The organism is Neorhizobium sp. 05N33, from assembly GCF_056397445.1.
In genome coordinates this window covers 46930-70563 of sequence record NZ_JBFTNK010000009.1, presented here as the reverse complement: position 1 = coordinate 70563, position 23634 = coordinate 46930, and the positions used below count along the sequence as shown (strand labels likewise).

The window sequence follows — 23634 nt, the reverse complement described above, 5'->3', positions numbered from 1 at the left end:
TCCGACCGTTTTTGCCCTATCTTCAAGGGCATGAAACCAGAGGCGCTGCTTCATCCCACCCCGGCCGGGCTGTTCTGCCCCATCGGCCGTTTCCATGTCGATCCGGTCCGTCCCGTCGAGCGGGCACTGATCACCCACGGCCATTCCGACCACGCCCGCGCCGGCCATGCCAAGGTTCTGGCGACCCGCCAGACGCTCGACATCATGCGGCTGCGTTACGGCGAGGATTTCTGCGGCGAGGAGCAGGCGGCCGCCTTCGGTGAGGAGATCGATGTCGAAGGCGTGCGGGTGAGTTTTCACCCCGCCGGTCACGTGCTCGGTTCTGCCCAGATCGCCATCGAGAGGCAAGGTCTGCGCATCGTCGTTTCGGGCGACTACAAGCGCGGCGTCGATCCCACCTGCGCACCTTTCGCGCCGGTCGCCTGCGACGTCTTCATCACCGAGGCGACCTTCGGCCTGCCGGTCTTTCACCACCCGGATCCGAAAGACGAGATCGACAAGCTGCTGACCTCGCTGAAACAGTTTCCCGAACGCAGCCATCTCGTCGGCGCCTATGCGCTCGGCAAGGCGCAGCGGGTGATCCGGCTGATCCGCGATTGCGGTTATTCCGAACCGATCTTCATCCATGGTGCGCTCGCCAAACTCTGCGATTATTACGTCGGCCAGGGCATCGATCTCGGCGATATAAGGCCAGCGACCGTCGAGAAGAGCAGCCCCGACGCTTTCAGGGGCGCCGTCATCGTCGGCCCGCCCTCGGCCTTTCAGGATCGCTGGGCGCGCCGCTTCAACGAACCGCTGATCGCCTTTGCCTCCGGCTGGATGATGGTGCGCCAGCGCGCCAAGCAGGGCGGCGTCGAACTGCCGCTGGTCATCTCCGATCACTGCGACTGGCCGGAACTGCTGTCGACCATCGAGGAGATCGGTCCATCCGAAGTCTGGGTGACACACGGCCGCGAGGAGGCGCTGGTGCGCTGGTGCGAGCTGAAGAACATCCCGGCAAGGCCGCTGCATCTGGTGGGCTATGAGGATGAGGGGGATTGATGGGGATGATCTTTTCCGTTCGTGCCGCCGACACCCCCCTCTGCCCTGCCGGGCATCTCCCCCTCAAGGGGGGAGATCGGCAAGTGGTATGGCCATTGCCATTCTTCAAAGACAAAACCCCTCCCCAACCCCTCCCCACAAGGGGGAGGGGCTTCGCTGCCACGCGTTGCCGCCGAGATAGGGGCGAGACATTGCCACGAGTCTTCTCCCCCCTTGTGGGGGAGATGGCCGGCAGGCCAGAAGGGGTCTTTCTTCGGGAGGCTGGCTCATGAAACCCTTCGCCACTCTCCTGGACCGCCTCGTCCTCACCCCGTCCCGCAACGGCAAGCTCACCCTTCTCGCCGACTATTTTCGCGATACGCCCGATCCCGACCGCGGTTACGGCCTGGCGGCATTGGCCGGTGGGCTCGATCTGAAAAGCGTCAAGCCGGCCATGCTGCGCGATCTCGTGCTGGAACGCATGGATCCCGTCCTGTTCCAGTATTCCTACGACTACGTCGGCGATCTTGCCGAGACCATCTCGCTGGTCTGGGACGGCACCCGCAAGGACGAAATCGATGACGATCACCAGCCGCGCCTCGGCGAGGTCGTCACCAGAATGAACTCGCTCGGCCGCACCGAAGTGCGCTCCGCCGTCCGCGACCTGCTCGACAAGCTCGATACGTCGAGCCGTTTCGCCTTCCTGAAGCTCGTCACCGGTGCGCTCCGCATCGGCGTCTCCGCCCGTCTCGCCAAGCAGGCATTGTCGGACATGAGCGCAAAGGACGTCACCGAAATCGAGACGCTCTGGCACGGGCTGACTCCGCCCTATGAACCGCTTTTTGCCTGGCTGGAGGGCAGGGCCGACAAGCCGGTTCTCGCAACGCCGGCGATCTTCCATTCGGTCATGCTCGCCAATCCGGTCGAGACGGGCGATCTCGAAAAGCTGGACCCCGCCGATTACGCCGCCGAGTGGAAATGGGACGGCATTCGGGTGCAGATGTCGAGCTACGGCGGCACGAAGAAGCTCTATTCCCGCTCCGGCGACGACATCACCGGCGCCTTTCCGGACGTCGTCGGGTCTATCAATTTCGAGGGCGTCATCGACGGCGAACTGCTGGTCGGCGGCACCGCCCGGTCCAACAATCCGACGCGCACCTTCTCCGATCTGCAGCAGCGGCTGAACCGCAAGACGGTGACAGCCAAGATGCTCGAAGACTACCCGGCCTTCGTGCGCGCCTATGACCTGCTGTTCGAAAGCGACCTCGATATCCGCGCCGAGACATTTTTCGAACGTCGCAGGCGGCTCGGCGACGTAATCGAACGGGCGCCGCACGACCGTTTCGATCTCTCCGAACTCGTGCCGTTCACCACCTGGGACGAGCTCGACCGCATTCGCGTCGCGCCGCCCGATCCGGTTATCGAAGGGGTGATGATCAAACGCAAGGACAGCCCTTATCAGGCGGGCCGCCTCAAGGGGCCATGGTTCAAGTGGAAGCGTGATCCTTACAATATCGACGCGGTGATGCTTTATGCCCAGCGCGGCCACGGCAAGCGGTCGAGCTATTATTCCGACTTCACCTTCGGCGTCTGGGCCGAGACGCCGGATGGCGAGGCGCTGGTGCCGGTCGGCAAGGCCTATTTCGGCTTTACCGATGCGGAACTCGAAGTGCTCGACAAGTTCGTGCGCGACAACACGGTCGACCGCTTCGGGCCGGTCCGGGCAGTGCGTGCGGAACCGGATTTCGGTTTCGTGCTGGAGGTCGCCTTCGAGGGCATCAACCGCTCGACCCGCCACAAGTCGGGCGTCGCCATGCGCTTTCCACGCATCGCCCGCCTGCGCCAGGACAAGCTGCCGCGCGACGCCGACCGGCTGTCGACGCTGACGGCAATGGTGGATGCCAAGGCGAATTAGGCGGTGCCGTTCCCGAATCGTTGAATGGACAGCGCCTTTCACGAGTGCTGAAATCAGATTCGCGCGCAACGGAAGAAATGGATTCCGCAGACATGGCATCAAAAGACATGGCATCAGACCGCATCATTGCCCCGAATTCCCGCTCGATACGCGACGGCGTCACACGCCGGACGCTTTTGGCGGCCGCCGCCGGCGTTTCGGCCGCTGCCATGTTGCCGGCCGGGGCGCGCGCGGAATTCCCCATTCCGGACGTTCCTCCGCTTGAGAAGGAAGACTATGGCGAAGCCCGCAAGCGGTTCCATACCAATCTCTTGAGGAAGGGGCCTTCTCCTGAACAGTCTGCCCCGCTCGGCACGCCCGCAGGCGCCAGGAGGGTGATGTATCGCGGCGGCCCGGACGCTTCGATCGAACTGATCGCCTGGATCTCGCCCTATGAGCCTTCCGCGAAGCTGAAGCCCGCGGTTCTTTTCCTGCACGGCGGCAACGCCACGGGTGACGGCCATTGGGAGCTGATGAAGGCCTATTGGGAAGCCGGCTACGTCGTCATGCTGCCCTCGTTCCGCGGCGAGAACGGCCAGGCCGGCAATTATTCGGGCTTCTACGACGAGACATCGGATGCGCTGGCTGCCGCAAGCTACCTGGAGGACCTGCCGGGGATCGACAAGAACCGCTTCTTCCTCGCCGGCCATTCGAATGGCGGCACACTGGCGCTGCTCGCCTCGATGACCCGAAAATTCCGCGCCTCGGCGCCGATCTCGGCAGGTGTCAATTCCTGGCGTTATTTCGGCCGCTTCGAGCGCGAAGTCCGCTTCGACGAAAACGACCAGCAGGAATTCGTCATGCGCTCCTCGGTCTGTTTCGGCCACAGCCTCAAATGCCCGACGCTGCTGCTGCGCGGCACCGAGGAGCGCCCCTTCGATGCCGACCACCAGCTGTTGATGGATAGGGCAAAATCGACAGGCGTTTCCATCGAGGCAAAGCTCTTGCCCGGCAACCACAACGGCGTCGTGCCGGGCGCGGTCGCCGAGAGCATCCGCTTCTTCAACCAGGTGATAGGGTAGGGTCGAGTGCCCCTGTCATTTTGACGATTTTCGCACTATCTTTCGACCATGGAAACTGCGCAGGACCGCACCATTATTCCAGCAGATTACCCGGAGCTGAAGCAGCTCGTCTGGAGCCGCGATCCGTTGCGCCCGATTCCGGCCGAGGAGGTCTTCTCCATCTATGAGCGCAATTGGCGTTTTGTGGATGAACGCGGCCTCACCAGGCGGGAGGCCGATCTCATCGAGGATCTGGCGCGGGCCTTCGGTGGGGGCGTGATGCTCAAATCCCGATGAAAGATTTCGTTCTCCCCGAACATCAGATCATTGCCGAAGCACTCTCGCGGATGGATCACCAATACCTTGTCGCGAACGAATGCTGGTTCGGTGGCGGTACTGCGATTGTGTTGAAACTTGGCGAGTATCGGCGTTCGCTGGATGTTGATTTTCTTTGCGCGTCCTCGGACGGTTATCGTGAACTCCGCAGCGCTGCGACCGAGCGGGGTCTCAAGGCTTTTTTTCCGGAATCGATAAAGGCGGTGCGGGATTTTCGCATCGATCAATACGGTCTCCGGACGGTTTTCGAATTCAGGGAACAGCTGATCAAGTTCGAGATCATCCGCGAGGGACGAATTGCTCTGAACGGCGAAATGGATGCCGATCTTCTGATACCGGCCTTGCTTCCTGAAGACATGTTTGCCGAAAAACTGCTCGCCAACGCGGACCGCGGCCAGGATCGTTCGGTGGCTTACCGTGATGCTTTCGATCTCGGGGTGCTGGTTGAGCATTTTGGAGCGATTCCGGGGGCGGCGGTCGAAAAGGCAACGGCCGCTTACGGCGCGGATATAGGACGCAAACTGGCTTGGGTCGTAGATCGACTGCAGGATGCCGAAGAGCGCAATGCGGCCGCCCATTCCCTATTGATGAGACCGGATAGGGCGCTCAGGGCGATCTGCGAATTGCGACGCGAGACCGTCCGCCTTTGGCCGGAGCTCGAGGTTCGCTCGGACGATATTTGACCAGCCTCGCGCCAGCCGCATCTGCGATGGTCGGCCCAGACGTCATCTGCTGGAAGCGGGTTCCCATGCCATTCTCCTTTCGATCTCTCCGCCGAACCCTTGGGCTTTCCGTCACGCTCGCTGCGACCGCTGCGGTCAGCGGCTGCCAGATTCCCTTGGTCACCGATACCAGCCGCATGAACCCAGACGTCTTCGTTCAGGAGACGTCGCCGGTCTTCAACGTCGCACCCTATGCCGATCCGCCGTCGAACCAGCCACCTCCGATGCCAGGTGCGATCCCGCACAAGCGCCAGCTCTATCCGTCGACTTTCCATCAGACCTATGGGTTACCGATTTCCAACCCGGTCCACCGGGCCATGTATGGCGTGATCCGCGATGACGGCCACACGCTTCCGGCCATCCCTTATTCGCGCATCGATGCCCGTTATCTGCGCCAGGACGTCGACTACCGAACCAGCGAGGCGCCGGGCACCATCGTCGTCGATACCAGGGAGCGCTTCCTCTATCTCGTGCAGCCGGGCGGCAAGGCGATCCGTTACGGCGTCGGCCTCGGCAAGGCCGGTTTTGCCTGGCAGGGCCGCGGCGTCATCCAGCGCAAGGCGGAATGGCCGCGCTGGACGCCGCCGGACGAGATGGTCGCCCGCCAGCCGGATCTGCGCAAATTTTCGGCCGCCGAAGGCGGTGCCAATCCCGGGCTCAACAATCCGCTCGGCGCCCGCGCGCTCTACATCTTCAAGGATGGCCAGGACACGCTTTACCGGGTGCACGGCACGCCGGACTGGCAGTCCGTCGGCAAACAGACCTCGTCCGGCTGCGTGCGCATGTTCAACCAGGATGTCATCGACCTCTTCGACCGCGTGCCCTCCGGCACCCCGATCGTGGTCCTCTGAGCGCCGCAACAGGCTTGGCAATAGACGGAAAGGGCGGCGGTGCCGCTCTTTTTCGTTTGATTCATCTCATGGGTTTGAACCGCCGTGTAGGTCTCGTGAATAGTTGATTAACGACCGCAGACCTATCTTCCCTGCGGAAGGAGCGAGTCGGAACTTTTCTGCCGCCCTGCCGTTAAAGAGCGATTTTGCTGTTCCCTGCGTTTCCTATCGGACGGTCCTGCCTCAGATGATCCTGAACCCTTCGTTTTCCCGCCGGAGTTTTTTGTCTCTCCTCGGTGCGGGCGCGGCATCCACGCTTGCCGGCTGCGCCTCATCGGTGCCGCGTCCGCTGGCGACCACGGTTGCCTTCCGACCGGAGCCCATTGAAGGTCCCTCGTCGGAACTGGATGTGATGTACGGCTCCATGGTCGACGGCGGTTTCGTCATTCCGGCGATACCCTATCGGCAGATCAACCCACGCTATTACCGCCAGCAGGTCGTCGATCCGACCGGTGAGCGTCCAGGCACCGTCGTCGTCGATACCGCCTCGCGTTTCCTCTACCTCATCGAGCCGGGCGGCACCGCGATGCGTTACGGCGTCGGCATCGGCCGCGAAGGGTTCGCCTGGCAGGGCGAGGGCGTCATCCAGTGGCGGCAGAGATGGCCGAAATGGACGCCGCCGGACGAAATGGTCGCCCGCCAGCCGGAACTCACCAAATATTCGGCCAAGAACGGCGGCATGCCGCCCGGCCTTCTGAACCCGCTCGGTGCCCGCGCGCTCTACATCTTCAAGAACGGCCAGGATACGCTCTACCGCCTGCACGGCTCGCCGGAATGGAATTCGATCGGCAAGGCCGTCTCGTCGGGCTGCGTGCGGCTGATGAACCAGGATATCATCGACCTTTACGACCGCGTGCCGGAAAAGGCGCGTATCGTGGTGTGGCAGTAATCTCTGTCACAGACGCTTGCTAATCATCCCCGGCGCAACCTAGATTTGCGCCGAAAGGGATTTGTGCATGGTCGAAATCGACACCGCTCTCGTGAAAAACCTGATAGCCGCCCAGTTTCCCGATTGGGCGGATTTGTCCGTGCACCCGGTCGCGATCGGCGGATGGTGCAATCGCACCTTCCATCTTGGCGACAACATGCTGGTGCGCCTGCCTGGGGCCGAACGTTATGTCGCGCAGGTGGAGAAGGAGCACCGCTTCCTGCCGGCGCTTGGCCCCCGATTGCCGCTTCCCATTCCAGTCCCCCTCGGGCTCGGAAAGCCGGGCGAAGGTTATCCCTGGCCCTGGTCGGTCTATGCCTGGATCGCGGGTGACCGATCCAGCCTCCGGACGATCGCCAATCTGGTCGTTTTTGCTGAGGATCTGGCCGATTTCCTGCGGGCCCTCTGGAAGATCGACGCATCCGACGGCCCGCCTGCCGGCCCGCATAACTTTTTCCGCGGCGGCGCATTGGAAGTCTATGACAACGAGACACGCCGTTCGATCAAAGTCCTCGCCGACCAGATCGATGTGCCGCTGATCACCGAAATCTGGGAACGGGCGCTCGCCTCCACCTGGAAGAACAGCCCCGTCTGGATGCACGGCGATGTCAGCGAGGGCAACTTGCTCGTCCGCGACGGACGGCTTGCCGCCGTGATCGATTTCGGCAATTCCGGCATCGGCGATCCGGCCTGCGACCTCGTCATCGCCTGGACCCTGTTCGACGAACCCGCAGCCCATGCTTTCCGCAATCGGGTGAGGCTCGACGCCGAGACCTGGGAAAGGGCGCGCGGCTGGTGCCTGTGGAAAGCGCTGATCACGGTTGCCGGCGAACCCGGCACAAACCCGCTGGTCAAGGATGAGCATCGCCGCTGGATCGACAGGATCGTCGCGGATCACCTCGGCCAGGCCTGATCTCTACGGGAACTAGGCTGGAACTTTCCCGTTACCTTGCGTGGAATGTTCTGGAGGATGCCGTGCAGCAGAATTCATTATGGCGAGCCTATAGCTACGCTTGGATCACCCTGGCATTTTTTGTTTTCAGTCTTGTCGGGCATTGGCTGTTCGGCTGGTTCGCCTTTGTCCAGGAACAGGCCGAGCACGGACAGCCGGTGGAATTTTCTCCCTATCTGGTGGAAATGCTGCGGGATACGTTCGAAAACTGGCAGTCGGAATTCCTGCAGCTGCTCTGGCAGGTCGGCGGGCTTGCCTTCTTCCTGTTTCTGGGCTCGCCGCAATCGAAGGAAGGTTCCGATCGGCTGGAGGCGAAGATCGACGTCATCCTGCGCAGAGTGGACCCCGCCGATGGCGAAGGCGTGATCCGGGAACTGGACGAACGTTATTCAGGCCGCCATACGGACGAACCGGAAGCCCACAAGACGTGAGCAGCGCAGGTTCTGCCGCCTCGCGTTTGACCGGTCTCGACCGGCGATGGAACCTATCAAACAGATGACAGCATCTCTTTTTCGCTTCCCGCTTTCGTCAGCCTTTCCTTGAGCGCAACCAGTTCGTCGCGCAGCGCCACAGCTTCCTCGAAGCTGCAGCCGGTGGCCTTGCCGATTGCTGCGGTGACCCCGGCCGCCTGGCCTTTCAGTTCTCTGCCCTTTTTCGTCAGCAAAATCTTCACCTGCCGCTCGTCGTCGCGGTCGCGTTTGCGGGCGACGAGGCCAGATTGTTCGAGCCGCTTGAGGAGAGGGGAGAGTGTGCCGGAATCGAGGCCGAGCCGGTCGCCGATCGCCTTCACCGGCTGGTCGTCCTCTTCCCAGAGCGCGATCATCACCAGGTATTGCGGATAGGTGAGGCCGAGCGGTTCCAGCAGCGGCTTATAGGTGCGCGTGAAGGCATGCGCCGCGCCGTAGATCGCAAAACACAGCTGCGCATCGAGCTCGATCTCGAAATTATCCGCGTTGGCCGCCTTTTTCTGCATGGCCGGTCCTGTCTTCACGTGTCTGCGCTCTATCTTTTTTCAGAATCGTATTTTCGCAGGCTTGACGGCAAATTGCAATGCGCGTAATTAGATTGTGCGCAATTGAATTGCGGACAATTTTTTAATCTTGAACCATCGTCAAAGACTAAGGGAGTTAGACCCATGCCTATTCTCTACACCACCAAGGCTTCTGCCACCGGCGGCCGCGCCGGCCATGGCGCCTCCGAAGACGGCGTTCTCGACGTCACGCTGACCGTTCCGAAGGAACTTGGCGGCGACGGCGCCCGCGGCACCAATCCGGAACAGCTCTTCGCCACCGGTTATTCCGCCTGTTTCCTCGGCGCGCTGAAGAATGTTGCCGGCAAGGAAAAGGTCAAGATCCCGGATGACGCCAAGGTGACGGCGACCGTCGGCATCGGCCCGCGCGACGACGGCAAGGGTTTCGGCATCGAAGTATCTCTCCTGGTGGACATTCCTGGCATGGACAAGGCCCAGGCCGAAGACCTCGTCGCCAAGGCCCATATCGTCTGCCCCTATAGCCACGCGATGCGCACTTCGACCGAAGTGCCGGTCTCGGTCGCCTGATCGTTCTGAAGATTTCCGAAATGGAAAGCCGGCCGCTCGCGCCGGCTTTTTCTATTTGATCCCGCCCAGCGTCGCCCGCAGTTCTGCCGGTCCGCCCTCGCCAAGCTCGGCGTCGATCTCCGCATGCACCCGCTTCCAGATCGGCAGGGCGGCCGACAGCATGGTCATGCCGTCATCTGTGAGGCGCAGCAGCCGGCCGCGCCGGTCCTTCGGATCGACGGTGGTTTCCACCAGGCCGCGTCGTTCCAGCACTTTCAGCGCCGCCGTCAGCGTTGTGCGGTCCATCGCGAGCAGGGTGGCGACCTGGCTCATCGGCGCCGGCTGCGGCCGGTTCAGCGACATCATCAGCGAGAATTGCCCGTTGGTAAGCCCGATCGGCTTCATCGCATTGTCGAAACGTCGGGCAAGCGCCCGCGCCGCCCGCTGCACATGCAGGCACAGGCACGTGTCGCGTACCAGCAGCGTCGTCGAAAAGGGAATCACTTCGATGGTCTGAATGTTTGACAGCATCTGAAGAGTATGTTGATATCAACTTATTCTGTCAAGCATAGGAGGAGCCTGTCATGGATGTCACCATGTCCCCGAAAAACCCTGTCGTCAGCCGCGAGGAGTGGCTCGAAGCCCGGCGCAAGCTGCTGGCTCTGGAAAAAGAAGAGACCCATCTGCGCGACAAGGTGCGCGCCGAGCGTCAGGCGATGCCCTGGGTAAAGGTCGACAAGGACTACGTGTTCGACACTCCGAAGGGCAAAAAGTCGCTCGCCGAACTGTTCGACGACCGCAGCCAGCTGCTCGTCTACCATTTCATGCTCGGCCCGGACTGGGATGCCGGCTGCCTCGGCTGTTCATTTCTCTCGGACCATATCGATGGCGCTCTGCCGCATCTCAACAACCACGACGTCACCTATGTCGCGGTCGCCCGCGCGCCGCTCGACAAGATCGAGGCCTACAAGAAGCGCATGGGCTGGAAGTTCCCCTGGGTCTCGTCCTTCGGCAGCGATTTCAACTTCGATTATCACGTCTCCTTTACCAAGGAAGACCTCGCCAAGGAGAAGGTGTATTATAATTTCCGCGAGGTCCCGCCGTCAGAGGCGCATGACGAGCTGCCGGGTCTTTCCGCCTTCTACAGAAACGAGGCGGGCGAGATCTTTCATACCTATTCCAGCTATGCCCGCGGCGGCGAAGAGCTGATCGGCACGTTGATGATCCTCGACCGGGCACCACTTGGCCGCAACGAGGATTCGACGATGAATTTCGTCAAGCGCCACGACGAATACGAACAGAAGCCACAGGAGACGGCTTCATCCTGCTGCCATTGAACGGGTTCATTCTGGCGCTTCGAAAAGAGGAGGAGGAAAAGATGAGCACGATGGAAATGCCCAAGCCGCAGGTCGAACACGGCTTTCTGGAAAGGATGGTCGGCCTCTGGGAGGTGACGTCCACCAGCATGGGCCACGACGAAAAATGGGTCGAGGTCTGCCGGTCGCTGAACGGCATCTGGTTCGTCGCTGAAGGCAGCGGCGAGATGCCGGGCGGCGGTGGCCCCGCCACCACCATTCTCACTCTCGGCTACGATCCGGCCAAGGGCAAATATGTCGGCACCTGGCTCGGCACGATGATGAACCATCTCTGGGTCTATGAGGGGGAAGTGTCGGACGACGGATCGACGCTCAATCTCTATACGACCGGCCCGGATTTCGCCAATCCCGGCAAGACCGGCGACTACCGCGAGCAGATCATCTTCACCGACGACGATCATCGCGTCTTCAATTCCAGCGCAAAACAGCCGGACGGCTCCTGGAAGCAGTTCATGGAGGCGAACTACGCCCGCAAGCGCTGAGCCTTGCGTGTGTCCAATTCAACGCGTCGGTCGACGCAGTCATTCGTAGAGGAGACGACCATGTTGCAGACCGTTACCGGGTCTCGATCCGAGACCCATGGCAAATTCATCTGGGTCGAGCTGATGACGCCCGATACCGATGCCGGCGGAAAATTCTATTCGTCGGTGGTCGGTTGGAAGGTCAAGGAAATGTCGATGCCCGACATGCCCGCCTATTTCCTGTTCGAAATGGGCGAGGGCGACAATCGGCCGGGCGTCGGCGGCATGATGAACTTTCCGCCGGAACTCGAAGGCAAGATCCCGCCGAACTGGACCGGTTACGTCTCGGTCGACGACGTCGATCAGATGGCCAAGGACTATGTCGCCAATGGCGGCCGCGTCCAGCGCGAGCCGGAGGATATTCCGGGCATCGGCCGTTTTGCGGTCGTCGCCGATCCGCATGGTGCGGTCGTCTGCATCATGACGCCGATCCCGCCGGAGAACCCGCCGCAGGCACTGGCGCCCGATGCCGTCGGCAATGTCGGCTGGCGGGAACTTTACGCCGGCAACGGCAAGGAAGCCATGGACTTCTACGGCAAGATGTTCGGCTGGACGCTCGACCATGACTTCGACATGGGCCCGATGGGCACCTACCACATCTTCTCCCATAACGGCCGGCAGATCGGCGGCATGATGACCAAGCCGGCGGAAGTGCCGGTGGCCTGCTGGTGCTACTATTTCATTGTTGACTCGATCGACGCCGCCATCGCCCGGTTGACGGCAGGCGGCGGCAAGGTCGTCCATGGCCCGATGGAAGTTCCCGGCGGCTCCTGGATCGTCCAGGCGCTCGATCCGCAGGGCGCTTTCTTCGCGCTGACTTCCGCGAAGAAGTAAGCGGCATAGTCTGTTTTGGCAGGTGTTGGCCCTCATTCTGAAGTGCATGTGGAGGCGTTGAAACGCCGGCATGTCGCCAAAGGGTGAGGGCCTTCCCTTTTTGTGCTTCGAAAACTGATTGCAAAATGGAACTGGTTTGGTAAGTTGAAGCCAATTGCAGATCGCAACTGGTTCAAGGGGAAAGCTATGTCCGATTCCAAACAGACATTCCTGATCGCCCACGGCGCCTGGACCGGCGGCTGGTCCTGGGAGCGGGTGCTGGCCCGCCTGCATGCCAGGGGCCACCGCGCCTATGCGCCGACGCTGACCGGGCTTTGCGAGCGCAAGCACCTAGCGAGCCCCTCCGTCAACCTCGACACCCATATCGACGACATCGTCAACGAGGCGGTCTACAAGGACCTGACGGATATCGTGCTCGTCGGCCATTCCTATGGCGGCATCGTCGCCACCGGCGTCGTCGAACGTATGCCCGAGCGCATCCGCTCGATCGTCTATGTCGAAGCCTTCATCCCCGAGGACGGCATGAGCTTCACCGACTACGATCCGGAGGGAGACTATTCCGCGCCAATGACCCCGGTGCCGAAAGGCCCGGGCGGCCATATGCGCGAAGAAGACGAGCTGTGGGCCGCACCCAAGGCGACGCCCCAGCCCTCCGGCACGCTGCGGCAGAAGCTGAAAGTCACCGGCGCCTATCAGCGCGTCCCCAAAAAGACCTTCATCGTCGCGACCGGCTGGGACGGGCCGTTCGGCCGGATGTCGGAGAAATATCGCGGTGCCCCCGGCTGGACCGTGCATGAGCTTGCCTGCGGCCACGATATCCCGATCGACATGCCGGACGAACTGACCGCGCTGCTGATCGAGGCGGCCTGATGAGGAACGGTTAAGGAGCGGCCGATGGCAAAACTGGTGTTCGAGATGATGATCTCGCTCGACGGCTATATCAACGACGCCCGGGGCGATTTCGACTGGGGGCATATCGATGCCGAGGTGCATGGTCACGCCAACGGGGAGGGCCGCCGCTGCGGCCTCGTCGTCTACGGCCGGCGCATGTACGAGACCATGGCGTTCTGGCAGACCTATCGGGGCGACACGCCGTTCGAGGCGGAATATGCGGAAATCTGGCGGCAGACCGACAAGGTCGTCGTCTCGAAGACCTTGAGCGAGCCGAAGACGCCGCGCACGAAACTGGTGACTTCCCTCGATGTCGATGCGATGCGCGATCTGAAGGCGCAAACCGGGCGGAATATTTTCGTCTCCGGCCCGACGCTTGCCGCCGACTATCTGGATGCCGGCCTGGTCGACGAAATCGGCATCTATTACGTCCCCGTCGCGGTCGGCGACGGTACGCCGATGTTCCAGACCCGGAACAAGGTGAAACTCGCGCGCACCGAAGAGGTGCCCTTCACCAACGGCACCGTCTTTATCCGCTACGACGTCCTGAATGGCAGCTGACGGATAGAATCTGGGGCCTGGTACCCGAGCGGATGCGCCTCAAACTATTCCGAACACCCTGGGTGGAGGTTTTGCAGCATGGCGAAACTCGTTTTTGGAATGAACCAGTCGCTCGACGGTTATGTCGACCATCAGGAAATGGCGACCGGGCCTAAGCTCTTTCGTCACTGGATAGACCATGTGCGCGATCTGGCGGGCAGCGTTTATGGTCGCCGCATGTACGAGACGATGCGGTATTGGGACGAAGACCGTCCCGAGTGGAGCGCGGAGCACCGAGAGTTCGCCGCAGCCTGGCGGCGCCTGCCGAAATGGGTCGTATCGCGCTCGTTGAAGTCGGTCGGCCCCAACGCCACGCTTGTTGATGATGATGTCGAGGCGATGGTCCGTGGCCTGAAGGCTAGGCTCGTCGGGGAGATTTCAGTGTCCGGACCGGACCTGGCAGGAAGCCTGACGAACCTTGGCCTTATCGATGAGTACCGGCTCTACCTCCACCCCGTCGTGCTCGGCCGCGGCAAGCCATTCTTCACCGGCCCGCGGCCGCCGCTCCGCCTTGTTTCCACCGATCGCGTTGGCGAGGACGTGATCAGGCTGACATACGTGCCCGCCTGATCGCGCGTCTCACCAGACGGATTACGTCGCCGCGTCGGTATCAGTGGCTCATCGAATTGATGCCGTTGAACATCGCGTCGAAATTGCCGTTCTCGACGGCATGACGCAGCGGCTTGCAGCGTTCGACGACGACTTCCTTGACGTCCGGCTGCCGTGTCAGGATATCCATGGCCTCGGAGATGAAATCGGCAAGCGGCATGGCGTTCGGGTCGCTCGCCTGGCGCTCGCTCATCAGCGATGTCTGCACATAGGGCGGCACGATCTCGATCACCTGCGGCCCCGCCTCCTTGAGCTGCTCGCGGATCGCCATCGAATAGGAATGGATGGCGGCCTTGGTGGCGGAATAGGTGGGCGTCAGCGCCATCGGCACGAAGGCAAGGCCCGAGGAGACGGTCAGGATTGCGGCATCGTTCTGGGTGCTCAACTGCGGCAGCAGCGCCGCGATCAGCCGGATCGGGCCGAGCAGGTTGGCGGTGATCGTCTGCTCGGCGGTCGCGAGATAATCCGAGCCGGCGCCGATATGCTCCGGCACCATGATGCCGGCATTGTTGATGACGGCGTTCAGCGACGGATAGGCCGCCGCAAGGTCGGTCGAAAACGTCTTGATTGCTTCGGCATCGGAAAGATCGAGCACCATGCCTTTCATGCCGGGATTGGCAGCGGTCACCGCGTCGAGCGTTTCCCGGCGCCGCCCGGTGATGATCACCTGGTTGCCGAGCGCATGGAACGCCTCGGCGAGAGCCCGGCCGATGCCCGAATTGCCGCCGGTGATGAGGATCGTATTGCCGTTCATTTTCATGGTCGTCGCCTTTCCGTGTTGCGTGGCCGGAAAATACGGCTATCAATCTCTTCTCGGAAGAAGGCACCCAAAAGATTTATACGCACCAAAAGGAGAGTGACTGTGGATCAAGGAATTCGCCCGTCGATGCGGTCTCCCTCAGGTCGTGAAATCCCCGACGAGATCGATCCGGTATTGGAAGAACTGGTGCGCGGCATCATCGGCCAGGTGGCCGACAAGTGGACCATGCTGATCCTCGAAGTCTTGGAAGAACACGGCACGCTGCGCTTCACCCAGATCGGTAAGCTGACCGGCGGCATCAGCCAAAAGATGCTGACCCAGACGCTGCGGCAGATGGAACGCGACGGTTTCGTGTCGCGCAAGGTCTATCCGGTCATCCCGCCGAAAGTCGAATACAACCTCACGGAACTCGGCCGAAGCCTCAGCGCCGCCTTCTGCAGCGTCTGGGAATGGGCAGCGGCGCGCCACGCCGATATCGAGGCGGCGCGAAAAGCCTTCGAGGAGCGGAACGGGCAAGCCTGAGGTTTTCTCCTTATGGAGGGGAGGGAAGGTATGTCCTTATCCGGCTGCCACCACCGCTTCCCCGTTTTGACGGCCGGACGATCGCATATGGGACGTGAGACGGTGCGGCGTCCCTAACCCTCCCCCTTGTGGGGAGGGTGGCCGGCAGGCGGGAGGGGTTTTTATACTGGTTGAAGGCCCCTCCCCAACCCCTCCCCACAAGGGGGAGGGGCTCCACGCACCGTCGTCCCCTCACATGCTATCGCCCTACCGCGAGCGGGGAAAAGGGTGAGGAGCAATTTCTATCGAGTCAGCCACGGCTCGCCGTAAAGAAGCTCTCCGGCCCCTCCACCTCGATCAGCTGCCGGCCTTCCACCTGCCAGAAACGGGTGCCAACCACCCGCACGAAGCTGCGGTCGTGGGAGACCAGCAGGCAGCTTGCCTGATGCGCCATCAGCTCGCTTTCCAGCGCCTCCTGCCCATCGATGTCGAGATGGTTGGTCGGTTCGTCGAGCAGGTAGAAATTCGGCTCGCGCAGCCTCAGCGCCAAAAGGCCGAGCCGCGCCTTCTGCCCGCCCGAAAGCTCTGCCACCGGCCGCGCCTGCATCTCCACGGTGATGCCGATGCCGGCGAGCAGCGAGCGGGCCTTCTGGTCGCCGATGTCGAACCGGTGGATGATCGTTTCGTGCGGCGTCTGCCGGTCGTCGAGATCGGCGAGCGACTGGTCGCCGTAGCCGAGGATCAGCGTCGGCGTCGCCTTGATGCCGCCGATCGTTGACGAAGGCTCGGCGATCGCCCGACGCAGCATCGTCACCAGCCGCGTCTTGCCGGTGCCGTTGCGGCCCAGCAGCACGATACGGTCGCCCTGGCAGATGAACTGCTTGCCGGTCCTGAACAGAAGCGTGCCGTCCGGCGTCGTCACCGCCGCATCCTCCAGCGTCACCAGCACCTTGGCATGGGTACCCCGATTGGCAAGCCGGATGGCGCCGGCCGAGCGCTCAAGATGCGCCGGCCTTGCCGCGTCCTCCAGCTTCTCGGCCCGTTCTTTCAGCTGCTTGGTCTTGACCACCAGCAGGTCGCTGCCCGAATTGATGCCGATATTCTTCAGCTTCGCCGCCTGCCGGCGAAGCTGATCGGCCGTCTTGATGTCGCGTTCGTAGCGCTTGGCATCCGCCGCATCCGCCTCGTCGAGTGCTGCCCGTGCTCTGGAATAGGACAGGGAGAAGGCTTGAGAGTTCTCCGGTCGCAGGAAAAGCGTGCGGTTGGTCACAGTGTCGAGGAAGGCGCGGTCGTGGCTCGACAGGATCACCGGCATGTCGCGGGGGAGCGCGTTCAGCCAGTCTTCGAGAAGCGCGATCTTGGCAAGATCGAGATGGTTGGTCGGCTCGTCGAGCAGCAGCGCGTCCGGTTCCGTCACCCAGGCCCGCGCGATCAGCGCCAGCCTTTGCCAGCCGCCGCTCAGCGCGGCAAGCGGCCGTCCGCGCAATCCCTCCGGCACCTCCATCCCTTCGAGCGCGACGTCGGCACGCCAGCTTTCGCTGTCGATCTGATCCGCCGGCAGCGCCTGGAGCACGGCCTCGCGAAAACTCGCCTGCATCAGGGAGGGGCGCACGTTCTGCTCCACCATGCCGATCGTCAGCCCCCGGCTTCTGGTGATCTCGCCCTCGCTCGCATCGAGCGTGCCGGCGATGCATTTCAAGAGCGTGGACTTGCCGCGCCCGTTGGCCGCGACGATACCGATCCGGTCGCCGGCATTGACGGTGAGGTTGAGCCCGGAAAACAGCGGGCTGGACAGGGTGATTCCGAGATTGCGGAGGTTGATGAGGCTCATTGTCGTTCTCTGGTCTTGGCTTGCAGGCGCAGGACATCGCGGGCGCTCGGCCATCATCGACGTCATGCACCGCTTGCAACGTGTTCGGAAATCGCAGCTATGCACGAGCGGGCGCTCGGCGCTGCGGGCCACGAAGGGCAGACCAGGAAGGTGTATTTTAAGAGAAACGGCCTCTGGTCAGCCCTGCAAACGCATTTGCAGGGCGTCGACGGGACCACGCGTCCGGTAGTACCGGAAATAGAAATTGTGCACGTGACCCTCCTTTCTCTTGAATGGCACAATGGCCAAATATCATCGCATATGGGCGAATGCAACCGGACGACGCTCGGCCGGCATATTGCCGCGGAGCTTGCCCGGGACGGTTCGGCTGTTATAAGCGGCCATCGCCGACTGGCGAATTGTTGATTTTAAGGAGCGACGCCGATGGCTGGCGATGATGACGAATACGTCTATGACGAAGCGACCGGCGAATGGCGCCCGGCCTCCGAACTGGCTGCGGCCGCAGGTGCCGGTGCCGCCGAGGTTCGCGACGCCTCCGGCACCCTCCTCAAGGACGGCGATTCCGTCACCCTGATCAAGGACCTCAAGGTCAAGGGCGCCGGCCAGACCCTGAAGCAGGGCACGGTCATCAAGTCGATCAAGCTGACCGACAACCCCGAAGAAATCGACTGCCGGCATGAGGCGATCAAGGGCCTGGTGCTGCGGACGGAGTTCGTGCGTAAGCGGTGAGAATTTGGGGCGTCAAGCTCGATAACTTTCGGGGGCGGCGCACCCCCCTCTGCCCTGCCGGGCATCTCCCCCACAAGGAGGGAGATCGGCTAGAGTCATGCTCACCACATCCATCCAACCCATACGGTGTTTCCATTTGACCACCACGGTAGTGATAGGGTCGAGAGGCCAACCCCATCCGATCTCCCTCCTTGTGGGGGAGATGCCCGGCAGGGCAGAGGGGGGTAGACCCGGAAGAGCAACGTCCATGATGATATTCTGGACCAATCTACCCTTGCGACATCAGGCGTATCTCGCTCCCCTACCGCTTCAAGCTCCCCAAGATCCCGCGCACGATCGCCCGGCCAACTTGCGTCGCAACCGTCCGGGTCACGCTCTTCATCGCTGCTTCGATGATCGTTTCGCGCTGATAGCCGGAGCGGCGCGGCTGGGCGCGGTTCTGGTCGTTGTCGTCGTCCTTGCCGCCGAAGCCCGGCAGGGTCCAGCCGGTCGTCTCGCCCGAACCGGCCGGCGGGGCGGCCTGCAGCTCGTCCTGCGCCTTCCTGGCGGCGGCGGTATCGGCGGCCTGTTTGGCGCGGGCGGCGAGGATTTCGAAGGCTGATTCGCGGTCGAGGTCCTCGTCATAGAGGCCGAGCACCGGGCTCTTGTCCATCACCGCCTGCCGTTCCTGGTCGGAAAGCGGGCCGATGCGGCCGGATGGCGGACGCACCAGCGTGCGTTCCACGATCGAAGGCGCACCCTTGCCTTCTAGCGTCGAGACCAGCGCCTCGCCGGTGCCGAGATTGGTGATCGCGGTCGCGCAGTCGAAAGCCGGATTGGGGCGGAACGTGTCGGCCGCCGTCTTTACCGCCTTCTGTTCGCGCGGCGTATAGGCGCGCAGCGCGTGCTGCACCCGGTTGCCGAGCTGGGCGAGCACGGTTTCCGGCACGTCGAGCGGGTTCTGGGTGACGAAATAGACGCCGACGCCCTTGGAGCGGATCAGGCGCACGACCTGTTCGACGCGTTCGGTCAGCACCTTTGGCGCGTCGTTGAAGAGCAGATGCGCCTCGTCGAAGAAAAATACCAGCTTCGGCTGTTCCGGATCGCCCACTTCCGGCAGTTCCTCGAACAGTTCGGAGAGCAGCCACAGAAGGAAGGTCGCGTAAAGCCTCGGGTTCATCATCAGCTTGTCGGCGGCAAGCACCGAAATCTGCCCGTAGCCGGTGTTCGGGTTGGTGCGCATGATGTCTGAAATCTTCAGCGCCGGTTCGCCGAAGAAGTGCTCGGCACCCTGCTGTTCCAGCACCAGCAGCCCGCGCTGGATCGATGCGACCGAGGTTTTCGAGATCAGCCCGAACTGGGAAGACAGCTCTCCCGCATTGTCTGCCATGTAGTTCAGCAGCGACGCGAAATCCTTGAGGTCGAGCAGCGGCAGGTTCGCCTTGTCGGCGATCTTGAAGGCGATGTTGATGACGCCTTCCTGCGGCTCGGACGCATCCATCAGCCGCGACAGCAGGAGCGGCCCCATCTCGGCGATGGTGGTGCGCACCCGATGGCCCTTTTCACCGAACAGATCCCAGAAGATCACCGGGAACTGTTCGAACTCGTAATCCTGGAAACCGATCTGCTCGGCGCGCTTCAGGAGAAAATCCTTGGCCTCGCCCTTCATGGCGATTCCGGAAAGGTCGCCCTTGATGTCGGCGGCGAAGACGGGCACGCCGGCCTTCGAGAACCCTTCGGCGAGCACCTGCAGGGTCACCGTCTTGCCGGTGCCGGTGGCGCCGGTGACGAGACCGTGGCGGTTGCCGAACTTCAGTTCCAGATATTCAGCCTTGTTGAGCGAATCGTCCGGCTTGCGGCTGCCGCCGATGAAGAGCTTTCCCGTATCGTCCATTCGGTTCCATTCCCTGCAAATTCGTGCGGCTATCCGTCCTTAATAGCAATTCCAGGAAAAGTGTGAAGCGGTTTCCCGCCCGGCATCGCATGAAAACAAAAGGATAGAGCCGTTCAGGTCGGCGAGCGTTTTGCGGGCCTGCGATGCTTTTCATTCGTCCATCGCAATGCTCTCACAAAGCTTTTATAAGCTCGCAGCGGACTGGCAACAACGCTTGAGCGTCGAATCCACCGTGAAAATTGCAAAGCCCCTGTGGCTTGAGTTTATTGGATGGTTGTTTTACGTTGACGTGAACGTCAAAACCTTCAGGAGAGATTGATGAACGAACTGGTTTCCCGCGTCGCCGAGAATGTCGGCATTGCCCCTGACGTCGCCGAAAAGGCGATCGGCATGATGCTCGGTTTCCTGCAGCGCGAGGCCGATGACGGCGCGGTTGCCAAGATGATCGAGGCGATCCCAGGCGCTTCCGATCTGGTCGCCAAGTTCAACGGCGAAGGTGCGGGCGGCGGCGGTCTTCTCGGCGGCCTGATGGCAAGCTTCGGCGGCGGCGTCATGGCGCTCGGCCAGCAGCTGATGAGCCAGGGTCTCGGCATGGGCGAGATCACCGGCCTTGCCAAGGAAACCATGGCGGTCGCCCGCGAACATGCCGGCGACGAAGTGGTCGATACGGTCATCGCTTCGGTTCCGGGCCTGTCGCAGTTCGTCTGATCTGCCTCCTTCGACTTTTTCAAGCCGTCGGCCGCGAGGCCGGCGGCTTTTTTTGTCTTAAAGCAATGAGACGGGCGAGGGACCAATCGGATACCGTCGGCACTCTTGCAGGCTTGTCCTCGGTTCCGCACTCCCCATGTCAATGAGAGTGACCCAGAATGGGAGGTTGCCATGTCCGATGACGACGAGGCCGCCATGGTGCGGATAACGGGAAGGGTGCAAGGCGTCGGTTTCCGTGCCTGGACCCGTCAAGAGGCGGAACAGCTGGGTTTGACGGGCTGGGTCCGCAACGAGCCGGATGGTTCCGTCCTTGCTTTGCTCGCGGGATCAACCGCCGGCATATCGCAAATGCTCGAGCGTTTCCGGCACGGTCCGCCCGGCGCGTCGGTCTCCGGTGCGGAGCGACAACCGGCGACGCTCGCGGAAAAACCGGTCGGCTTCCGGATCACCAGATGAACCGTCCGATCGCCCGGTTTCCCGGTTCGCGGCGGCCGATCCCCCCGGTTATCCGGCCCGAAATGACGGCAGTTGTTTCGGCGGCGGCTGCGACAGAAAAGCCATTGACTTTTCATCCTTTAAGGCACATTTCCGAAAGCGAAGTGACGTCCGACCGGGCGCCACTCTTTCAAAGGACAATTGAGATGAACCCCGACAGTCGAAGTTCGACGTCATCATACCGACCCGTTCCTCCGGGGCTCTAGTCCTTCTTGATAAGGATGCGTGCTCCGAAGGGACCGATGGTCCGAAAAAGGAGCCGTCATGCTGCGCATCCATGCCTACGACCTTGATCGCCTTGTTTCCGTCGCCTCCGATGTGCCGGCTGTTGCCGCAGCGCCGGCGGCATCCGACGTGTCGGCACCCGTAACGTCCGACCTTGCAACGTCCGATCTTGCAACGCTCGATCTTGCAACGCCCGCTCCCGCAAAGCCTCCCATCGTCTGGTACGACCTTGTCAGCCCCACGTCCGAGGAAGAACGCGCCGTCGGCGAGTATCTTGGCATCACCGTGCCGACCATGGACGAGATGGAGGACATCGAGCTTTCCGCCCGCCTCTATCAGGAGGACGGCGCCGAGTTCATGACCATGACGGTGCTGACCAGGCCCGATGCCGGCACGCCGCGAAAGGTTCCCGTCACCTTCATCGTCAAAGGCCAGGTCCTGGTCACTGTCCGATATGCCGAGCCGCGCCCCTTCGACGCCTTCATGGCGCGCGCCCGCAAGCCGAACGGAACGGGCCTGCATTGCAGCTACGGCGAACTGATCATGACGGGGCTGATCGAGGCGATCATCGACCGCATGGCCGATACGCTGGAACGGCTCGGCACCGAGATCGACCAGATTTCCCAGGAGGTCTTCTCGACCAAGGCCGCCAAGGCCAACGCGAAGACGCGCGACCTGCAGGACCTCATCCGCGAGGTCGGTCAGAAGGGTGAGTTCATCACCGTCGTGCGCGAAAGCCTCGTCAGTGTCTCCCGCGTTGTTGCCTATTATGCGGCGCTCGACGGTGTCGACCGCAAGCTGACCAAGGAACTGCGCCAGCGCCTGAAATTGCTGCAGCGGGACGCCACGTCGCTTGGCGATCACTCCGCCTTCCTGTCCGGCAAGATCAATTTCCTGCTGGATGCGACGCTGGGGCTGATCAATCTCGAACAGAACCAGATCATCAAGATTTTCTCGGTCGCCTCCGTCGTCTTCCTGCCGCCGACCCTGGTCGCTTCGATCTACGGCATGAACTTCGCCAACCAGCCGGAACTGCAATGGACCTACGGCTACCATATGGCGATTGCCATGATGATCGTCTCGATGGCCCTGCCGTATCTCTATTTCAAGCGGAAAGGCTGGCTGTGACCAGGGAAGGCCTCCGGATGTTTCCGGGGGCCTTTCTCATCTCCCGGCGAGCCATGCCTTCAGGACGTCGTTGATACGGGACTGCCAGCCCGGTCCACCGGCTCTGAAACCTTCCAACACATCTGCGTCCAGCCTGATCGTCGTCGACACCTTGGTCTGCTCGCTTTTGGGACGGCCGCGGATGACCGGTGCCGACGTCAGCTTTTCGGCCCACGGGCTTTCCGTCAAATCCGGCGCGTCATCCTCAATGGCCAGCGAGTCGCGGGCCATAGGCTTTTTGCTCTCGGTCATTGGCTTTCCTCAGAAACAAAAAACGCGCCGGAGATTTCCGGCGCATCATGTCAGTTTGTCGAAGAATCTCAAAGATCCCATTCCGGGGCCAGATGCCCCGGGTTGACGATACGGCCAGTCGGCTTGGCAAGCGCGTGGATCGCCTGCATTTCGTCTTCCGCCAGCGCGAAATCGAACACGTCGAAGTTTTCCGGCAGACGGGAAACGGTCGCGGTCTTGGAAAGCGCGATCACGTCCTTCTGCTGGATCGCCCAGCGCAGCGTCACCTGCGCGGCCGTCTTGCCATGCTTGGCGCCGATATCCTTCAAGACTGCGTCGCTCGGCACCGCGCCGTTCGCCATCAGGTAATAGGCGGTCAGCGACATGCCGTGCTCGGCGACTTCGGCGAGAACCTTCGTCTGGTCGAGATAGGGATGGTATTCCACCTGGTTGGTGGCAAGCGGCGCATCCGAGAGCTTCACCGCTTCGGCGATCAGTGCCACGGAAAAATTGGAGACGCCGATATTCTTCACCTTGCCGGCCTTTTTGAGCGCGTTCAACGCACCCATGCGGTCGGCGAGCGGCATTTCGCTCTGCGGCCAGTGGAGGAGAAGCAGGTCGACATAGTCGGTCTTCAGCTTGGCGAGGCTCTCGTCGACCGAGGCGATGAAGGCGGAATGGCCGACGCGGTCGACCCAGACCTTGGTGGTGAGAAAGATGTCGGCGCGCGGGATGCCGGACTTGGAAAGCACATCGCCGACGGCCGTCTCGTTCTTGTAGATCTGGGCGGTATCGACATGGCGGAAACCGAGCTTCAGGGCCTCCGGCAGCACGCGGGCGACGTCTTCGTCAGGCATGCGGAAGGTGCCGAAGCCGAGGGCGGGAATGTTGGCGCCATTGGCGCTGACTGTGAACATATGGAACTCCTGAAGGGAAAGCCCGG

General features: G+C 62.1%; 28 protein-coding genes. 21 read left to right on the top strand and 7 right to left on the bottom strand.

Features of this window, described 5'->3' with window-relative positions; translation table 11 throughout:
• The first annotated feature begins 30 nt into the window (after positions 1-30).
• From AC1DLT_RS21220 to AC1DLT_RS21180, 9 genes are all read left to right on the top strand, one after another.
• Positions 31-1041 carry a ligase-associated DNA damage response exonuclease gene (locus AC1DLT_RS21220; protein ID WP_477488078.1) on the top strand — a complete coding sequence of 337 codons (1011 nt, stop codon included), beginning with the start codon at positions 31-33 and terminating at the stop codon, positions 1039-1041.
• Between the two features lie 268 nt (positions 1042-1309).
• Positions 1310-2935 (top strand): cisplatin damage response ATP-dependent DNA ligase, encoded by a 1626-nt coding sequence (locus AC1DLT_RS21215; RefSeq protein ID WP_477488077.1) that lies wholly within the window; start codon positions 1310-1312, stop codon positions 2933-2935.
• Positions 2936-3042: 107 nt separating this feature from the next.
• Positions 3043-3996: an alpha/beta hydrolase family protein gene (locus AC1DLT_RS21210; RefSeq protein WP_477488166.1), complete on the top strand. Its 954-nt coding sequence runs from the start codon at positions 3043-3045 to the stop codon at positions 3994-3996.
• 48 nt (positions 3997-4044) lie between these two features.
• Positions 4045-4272, top strand: a complete 228-nt coding sequence (locus AC1DLT_RS21205; protein ID WP_247034250.1) for a hypothetical protein — start codon at positions 4045-4047, stop codon at positions 4270-4272.
• The gene (locus tag AC1DLT_RS21200; RefSeq protein ID WP_477488076.1) at positions 4269-4994 is read left to right on the top strand and encodes a nucleotidyl transferase AbiEii/AbiGii toxin family protein; all 726 of its coding nucleotides are present in this window, start codon (positions 4269-4271) and stop codon (positions 4992-4994) included. Before AC1DLT_RS21205 ends, AC1DLT_RS21200 begins: the two co-directional genes overlap by 4 nt.
• Before the next feature lie 65 nt (positions 4995-5059).
• A complete protein-coding gene (locus tag AC1DLT_RS21195; protein WP_038540892.1) occupies positions 5060-5884 on the top strand; it encodes a L,D-transpeptidase in 825 nt (274 codons plus the stop codon).
• A 226-nt stretch (positions 5885-6110) separates the two neighbouring features.
• Positions 6111-6812, top strand: a complete 702-nt coding sequence (locus AC1DLT_RS21190) for a L,D-transpeptidase (protein ID WP_247137697.1) — start codon at positions 6111-6113, stop codon at positions 6810-6812.
• A 67-nt stretch (positions 6813-6879) separates the two neighbouring features.
• Positions 6880-7764: an aminoglycoside phosphotransferase family protein gene (locus tag AC1DLT_RS21185; protein ID WP_477488075.1), complete on the top strand. Its 885-nt coding sequence runs from the start codon at positions 6880-6882 to the stop codon at positions 7762-7764.
• Positions 7765-7826: 62 nt separating this feature from the next.
• Entirely contained in the window at positions 7827-8234 is a 408-nt protein-coding gene (locus tag AC1DLT_RS21180; RefSeq protein WP_038540904.1) for a DUF6766 family protein, read from the top strand.
• A gap of 56 nt (positions 8235-8290) precedes the next feature.
• On the opposite strand, the gene AC1DLT_RS21175 is transcribed toward AC1DLT_RS21180, so the two are convergent.
• Positions 8291-8776 (bottom strand): MarR family winged helix-turn-helix transcriptional regulator, encoded by a 486-nt coding sequence (locus AC1DLT_RS21175; RefSeq protein ID WP_477488074.1) that lies wholly within the window; start codon positions 8774-8776, stop codon positions 8291-8293.
• A gap of 162 nt (positions 8777-8938) precedes the next feature.
• On the opposite strand from AC1DLT_RS21175, the gene AC1DLT_RS21170 reads away from it, so the two are divergent.
• A complete protein-coding gene (locus tag AC1DLT_RS21170) occupies positions 8939-9361 on the top strand; it encodes an organic hydroperoxide resistance protein (RefSeq protein WP_038540908.1) in 423 nt (140 codons plus the stop codon).
• Between the two features lie 51 nt (positions 9362-9412).
• Here the strand turns inward: AC1DLT_RS21170 and AC1DLT_RS21165 are convergent, their stop codons facing one another.
• Positions 9413-9871, bottom strand: coding sequence for a MarR family winged helix-turn-helix transcriptional regulator (locus tag AC1DLT_RS21165; protein ID WP_038540910.1), 459 nt, complete (start codon positions 9869-9871; stop codon positions 9413-9415).
• Positions 9872-9924: 53 nt separating this feature from the next.
• Between AC1DLT_RS21165 and AC1DLT_RS21160 the strand changes: the two genes are divergently transcribed.
• From AC1DLT_RS21160 to AC1DLT_RS21135, 6 genes are all read left to right on the top strand, one after another.
• Entirely contained in the window at positions 9925-10677 is a 753-nt protein-coding gene (locus AC1DLT_RS21160) for a DUF899 domain-containing protein (RefSeq protein WP_038540913.1), read from the top strand.
• Between the two features lie 41 nt (positions 10678-10718).
• Positions 10719-11198, top strand: a complete 480-nt coding sequence (locus tag AC1DLT_RS21155; protein ID WP_038548889.1) for a DUF1579 domain-containing protein — start codon at positions 10719-10721, stop codon at positions 11196-11198.
• Between the two features lie 60 nt (positions 11199-11258).
• Positions 11259-12071, top strand: coding sequence for a VOC family protein (locus AC1DLT_RS21150; protein ID WP_477488073.1), 813 nt, complete (start codon positions 11259-11261; stop codon positions 12069-12071).
• A 186-nt stretch (positions 12072-12257) separates the two neighbouring features.
• On the top strand, positions 12258-12941 hold the full coding sequence (locus tag AC1DLT_RS21145; protein ID WP_477488072.1) for an alpha/beta fold hydrolase: 684 nt from the start codon (positions 12258-12260) through the stop codon (positions 12939-12941).
• Positions 12942-12965: 24 nt separating this feature from the next.
• Positions 12966-13523 (top strand): dihydrofolate reductase family protein, encoded by a 558-nt coding sequence (locus tag AC1DLT_RS21140; protein ID WP_477488071.1) that lies wholly within the window; start codon positions 12966-12968, stop codon positions 13521-13523.
• Between the two features lie 78 nt (positions 13524-13601).
• Complete coding sequence (locus AC1DLT_RS21135; RefSeq protein WP_477488070.1) at positions 13602-14132, top strand: dihydrofolate reductase family protein; 531 nt, start codon at positions 13602-13604, stop codon at positions 14130-14132.
• A gap of 40 nt (positions 14133-14172) precedes the next feature.
• Here the strand turns inward: AC1DLT_RS21135 and AC1DLT_RS21130 are convergent, their stop codons facing one another.
• Positions 14173-14931, bottom strand: a complete 759-nt coding sequence (locus AC1DLT_RS21130) for an SDR family oxidoreductase (protein WP_477488069.1) — start codon at positions 14929-14931, stop codon at positions 14173-14175.
• Positions 14932-15057: 126 nt separating this feature from the next.
• On the opposite strand from AC1DLT_RS21130, the gene AC1DLT_RS21125 reads away from it, so the two are divergent.
• Positions 15058-15453, top strand: coding sequence for a winged helix-turn-helix transcriptional regulator (locus AC1DLT_RS21125; RefSeq protein WP_477488068.1), 396 nt, complete (start codon positions 15058-15060; stop codon positions 15451-15453).
• A 289-nt stretch (positions 15454-15742) separates the two neighbouring features.
• Here AC1DLT_RS21125 and AC1DLT_RS21120 read toward each other — a convergent pair whose 3' ends face one another.
• Positions 15743-17263, bottom strand: coding sequence for an ABC-F family ATP-binding cassette domain-containing protein (locus tag AC1DLT_RS21120; RefSeq protein WP_477488067.1), 1521 nt, complete (start codon positions 17261-17263; stop codon positions 15743-15745).
• A 423-nt stretch (positions 17264-17686) separates the two neighbouring features.
• On the opposite strand from AC1DLT_RS21120, the gene AC1DLT_RS21115 reads away from it, so the two are divergent.
• Complete coding sequence (locus AC1DLT_RS21115; RefSeq protein WP_247034273.1) at positions 17687-17992, top strand: alkylphosphonate utilization protein; 306 nt, start codon at positions 17687-17689, stop codon at positions 17990-17992.
• Between the two features lie 301 nt (positions 17993-18293).
• Here AC1DLT_RS21115 and AC1DLT_RS21110 read toward each other — a convergent pair whose 3' ends face one another.
• Positions 18294-19865 carry a helicase HerA-like C-terminal domain-containing protein gene (locus AC1DLT_RS21110; protein ID WP_477488066.1) on the bottom strand — a complete coding sequence of 524 codons (1572 nt, stop codon included), beginning with the start codon at positions 19863-19865 and terminating at the stop codon, positions 18294-18296.
• Positions 19866-20183: 318 nt separating this feature from the next.
• Here AC1DLT_RS21110 and AC1DLT_RS21105 point away from each other — a divergent pair, with 318 nt between their 5' ends.
• The 3 genes from AC1DLT_RS21105 to AC1DLT_RS21095 all read left to right on the top strand — a co-directional run bounded on the left by AC1DLT_RS21105 (position 20184) and on the right by AC1DLT_RS21095 (position 22421).
• Entirely contained in the window at positions 20184-20573 is a 390-nt protein-coding gene (locus AC1DLT_RS21105; RefSeq protein WP_038540944.1) for a hypothetical protein, read from the top strand.
• A gap of 171 nt (positions 20574-20744) precedes the next feature.
• On the top strand, positions 20745-21029 hold the full coding sequence (locus AC1DLT_RS21100; RefSeq protein WP_477488065.1) for an acylphosphatase: 285 nt from the start codon (positions 20745-20747) through the stop codon (positions 21027-21029).
• Between the two features lie 303 nt (positions 21030-21332).
• Entirely contained in the window at positions 21333-22421 is a 1089-nt protein-coding gene (locus AC1DLT_RS21095; protein WP_477488064.1) for a magnesium transporter CorA family protein, read from the top strand.
• Positions 22422-22457: 36 nt separating this feature from the next.
• Here AC1DLT_RS21095 and AC1DLT_RS21090 read toward each other — a convergent pair whose 3' ends face one another.
• Positions 22458-22712, bottom strand: coding sequence for a BrnA antitoxin family protein (locus AC1DLT_RS21090; protein ID WP_477488063.1), 255 nt, complete (start codon positions 22710-22712; stop codon positions 22458-22460).
• 68 nt (positions 22713-22780) lie between these two features.
• Positions 22781-23608 (bottom strand): aldo/keto reductase, encoded by an 828-nt coding sequence (locus AC1DLT_RS21085; protein ID WP_477488062.1) that lies wholly within the window; start codon positions 23606-23608, stop codon positions 22781-22783.
• Between the last annotated feature and the right edge of the window lie 26 nt (positions 23609-23634).

Excerpts from the sequence above, each read along its gene's own strand:
- AC1DLT_RS21220 (WP_477488078.1), top strand. The coding sequence starts at position 31 with ATGAAACCAGAGGCGCTGCTTCATCCCACCCCGGCCGGGCTGTTCTGC.
- AC1DLT_RS21215 (WP_477488077.1), top strand. The coding sequence starts at position 1,310 with ATGAAACCCTTCGCCACTCTCCTGGACCGCCTCGTCCTCACCCCGTCC.
- AC1DLT_RS21210 (WP_477488166.1), top strand. The coding sequence starts at position 3,043 with ATGGCATCAGACCGCATCATTGCCCCGAATTCCCGCTCGATACGCGAC.
- AC1DLT_RS21205 (WP_247034250.1), top strand. The coding sequence starts at position 4,045 with ATGGAAACTGCGCAGGACCGCACCATTATTCCAGCAGATTACCCGGAG.
- AC1DLT_RS21200 (WP_477488076.1), top strand. The coding sequence starts at position 4,269 with ATGAAAGATTTCGTTCTCCCCGAACATCAGATCATTGCCGAAGCACTC.
- AC1DLT_RS21195 (WP_038540892.1), top strand. The coding sequence starts at position 5,060 with ATGCCATTCTCCTTTCGATCTCTCCGCCGAACCCTTGGGCTTTCCGTC.
- AC1DLT_RS21190 (WP_247137697.1), top strand. The coding sequence starts at position 6,111 with ATGATCCTGAACCCTTCGTTTTCCCGCCGGAGTTTTTTGTCTCTCCTC.
- AC1DLT_RS21185 (WP_477488075.1), top strand. The coding sequence starts at position 6,880 with ATGGTCGAAATCGACACCGCTCTCGTGAAAAACCTGATAGCCGCCCAG.
- AC1DLT_RS21175 (WP_477488074.1), bottom strand. The coding sequence starts at position 8,776 with ATGCAGAAAAAGGCGGCCAACGCGGATAATTTCGAGATCGAGCTCGAT.
- AC1DLT_RS21170 (WP_038540908.1), top strand. The coding sequence starts at position 8,939 with ATGCCTATTCTCTACACCACCAAGGCTTCTGCCACCGGCGGCCGCGCC.
- AC1DLT_RS21165 (WP_038540910.1), bottom strand. The coding sequence starts at position 9,871 with ATGCTGTCAAACATTCAGACCATCGAAGTGATTCCCTTTTCGACGACG.
- AC1DLT_RS21160 (WP_038540913.1), top strand. The coding sequence starts at position 9,925 with ATGGATGTCACCATGTCCCCGAAAAACCCTGTCGTCAGCCGCGAGGAG.
- AC1DLT_RS21155 (WP_038548889.1), top strand. The coding sequence starts at position 10,719 with ATGAGCACGATGGAAATGCCCAAGCCGCAGGTCGAACACGGCTTTCTG.
- AC1DLT_RS21150 (WP_477488073.1), top strand. The coding sequence starts at position 11,259 with ATGTTGCAGACCGTTACCGGGTCTCGATCCGAGACCCATGGCAAATTC.
- AC1DLT_RS21145 (WP_477488072.1), top strand. The coding sequence starts at position 12,258 with ATGTCCGATTCCAAACAGACATTCCTGATCGCCCACGGCGCCTGGACC.
- AC1DLT_RS21140 (WP_477488071.1), top strand. The coding sequence starts at position 12,966 with ATGGCAAAACTGGTGTTCGAGATGATGATCTCGCTCGACGGCTATATC.
- AC1DLT_RS21135 (WP_477488070.1), top strand. The coding sequence starts at position 13,602 with ATGGCGAAACTCGTTTTTGGAATGAACCAGTCGCTCGACGGTTATGTC.
- AC1DLT_RS21130 (WP_477488069.1), bottom strand. The coding sequence starts at position 14,931 with ATGAAAATGAACGGCAATACGATCCTCATCACCGGCGGCAATTCGGGC.
- AC1DLT_RS21125 (WP_477488068.1), top strand. The coding sequence starts at position 15,058 with ATGCGGTCTCCCTCAGGTCGTGAAATCCCCGACGAGATCGATCCGGTA.
- AC1DLT_RS21120 (WP_477488067.1), bottom strand. The coding sequence starts at position 17,263 with ATGAGCCTCATCAACCTCCGCAATCTCGGAATCACCCTGTCCAGCCCG.
- AC1DLT_RS21115 (WP_247034273.1), top strand. The coding sequence starts at position 17,687 with ATGGCTGGCGATGATGACGAATACGTCTATGACGAAGCGACCGGCGAA.
- AC1DLT_RS21110 (WP_477488066.1), bottom strand. The coding sequence starts at position 19,865 with ATGGACGATACGGGAAAGCTCTTCATCGGCGGCAGCCGCAAGCCGGAC.
- AC1DLT_RS21105 (WP_038540944.1), top strand. The coding sequence starts at position 20,184 with ATGAACGAACTGGTTTCCCGCGTCGCCGAGAATGTCGGCATTGCCCCT.
- AC1DLT_RS21100 (WP_477488065.1), top strand. The coding sequence starts at position 20,745 with ATGTCCGATGACGACGAGGCCGCCATGGTGCGGATAACGGGAAGGGTG.
- AC1DLT_RS21095 (WP_477488064.1), top strand. The coding sequence starts at position 21,333 with ATGCTGCGCATCCATGCCTACGACCTTGATCGCCTTGTTTCCGTCGCC.
- AC1DLT_RS21090 (WP_477488063.1), bottom strand. The coding sequence starts at position 22,712 with ATGACCGAGAGCAAAAAGCCTATGGCCCGCGACTCGCTGGCCATTGAG.
- AC1DLT_RS21085 (WP_477488062.1), bottom strand. The coding sequence starts at position 23,608 with ATGTTCACAGTCAGCGCCAATGGCGCCAACATTCCCGCCCTCGGCTTC.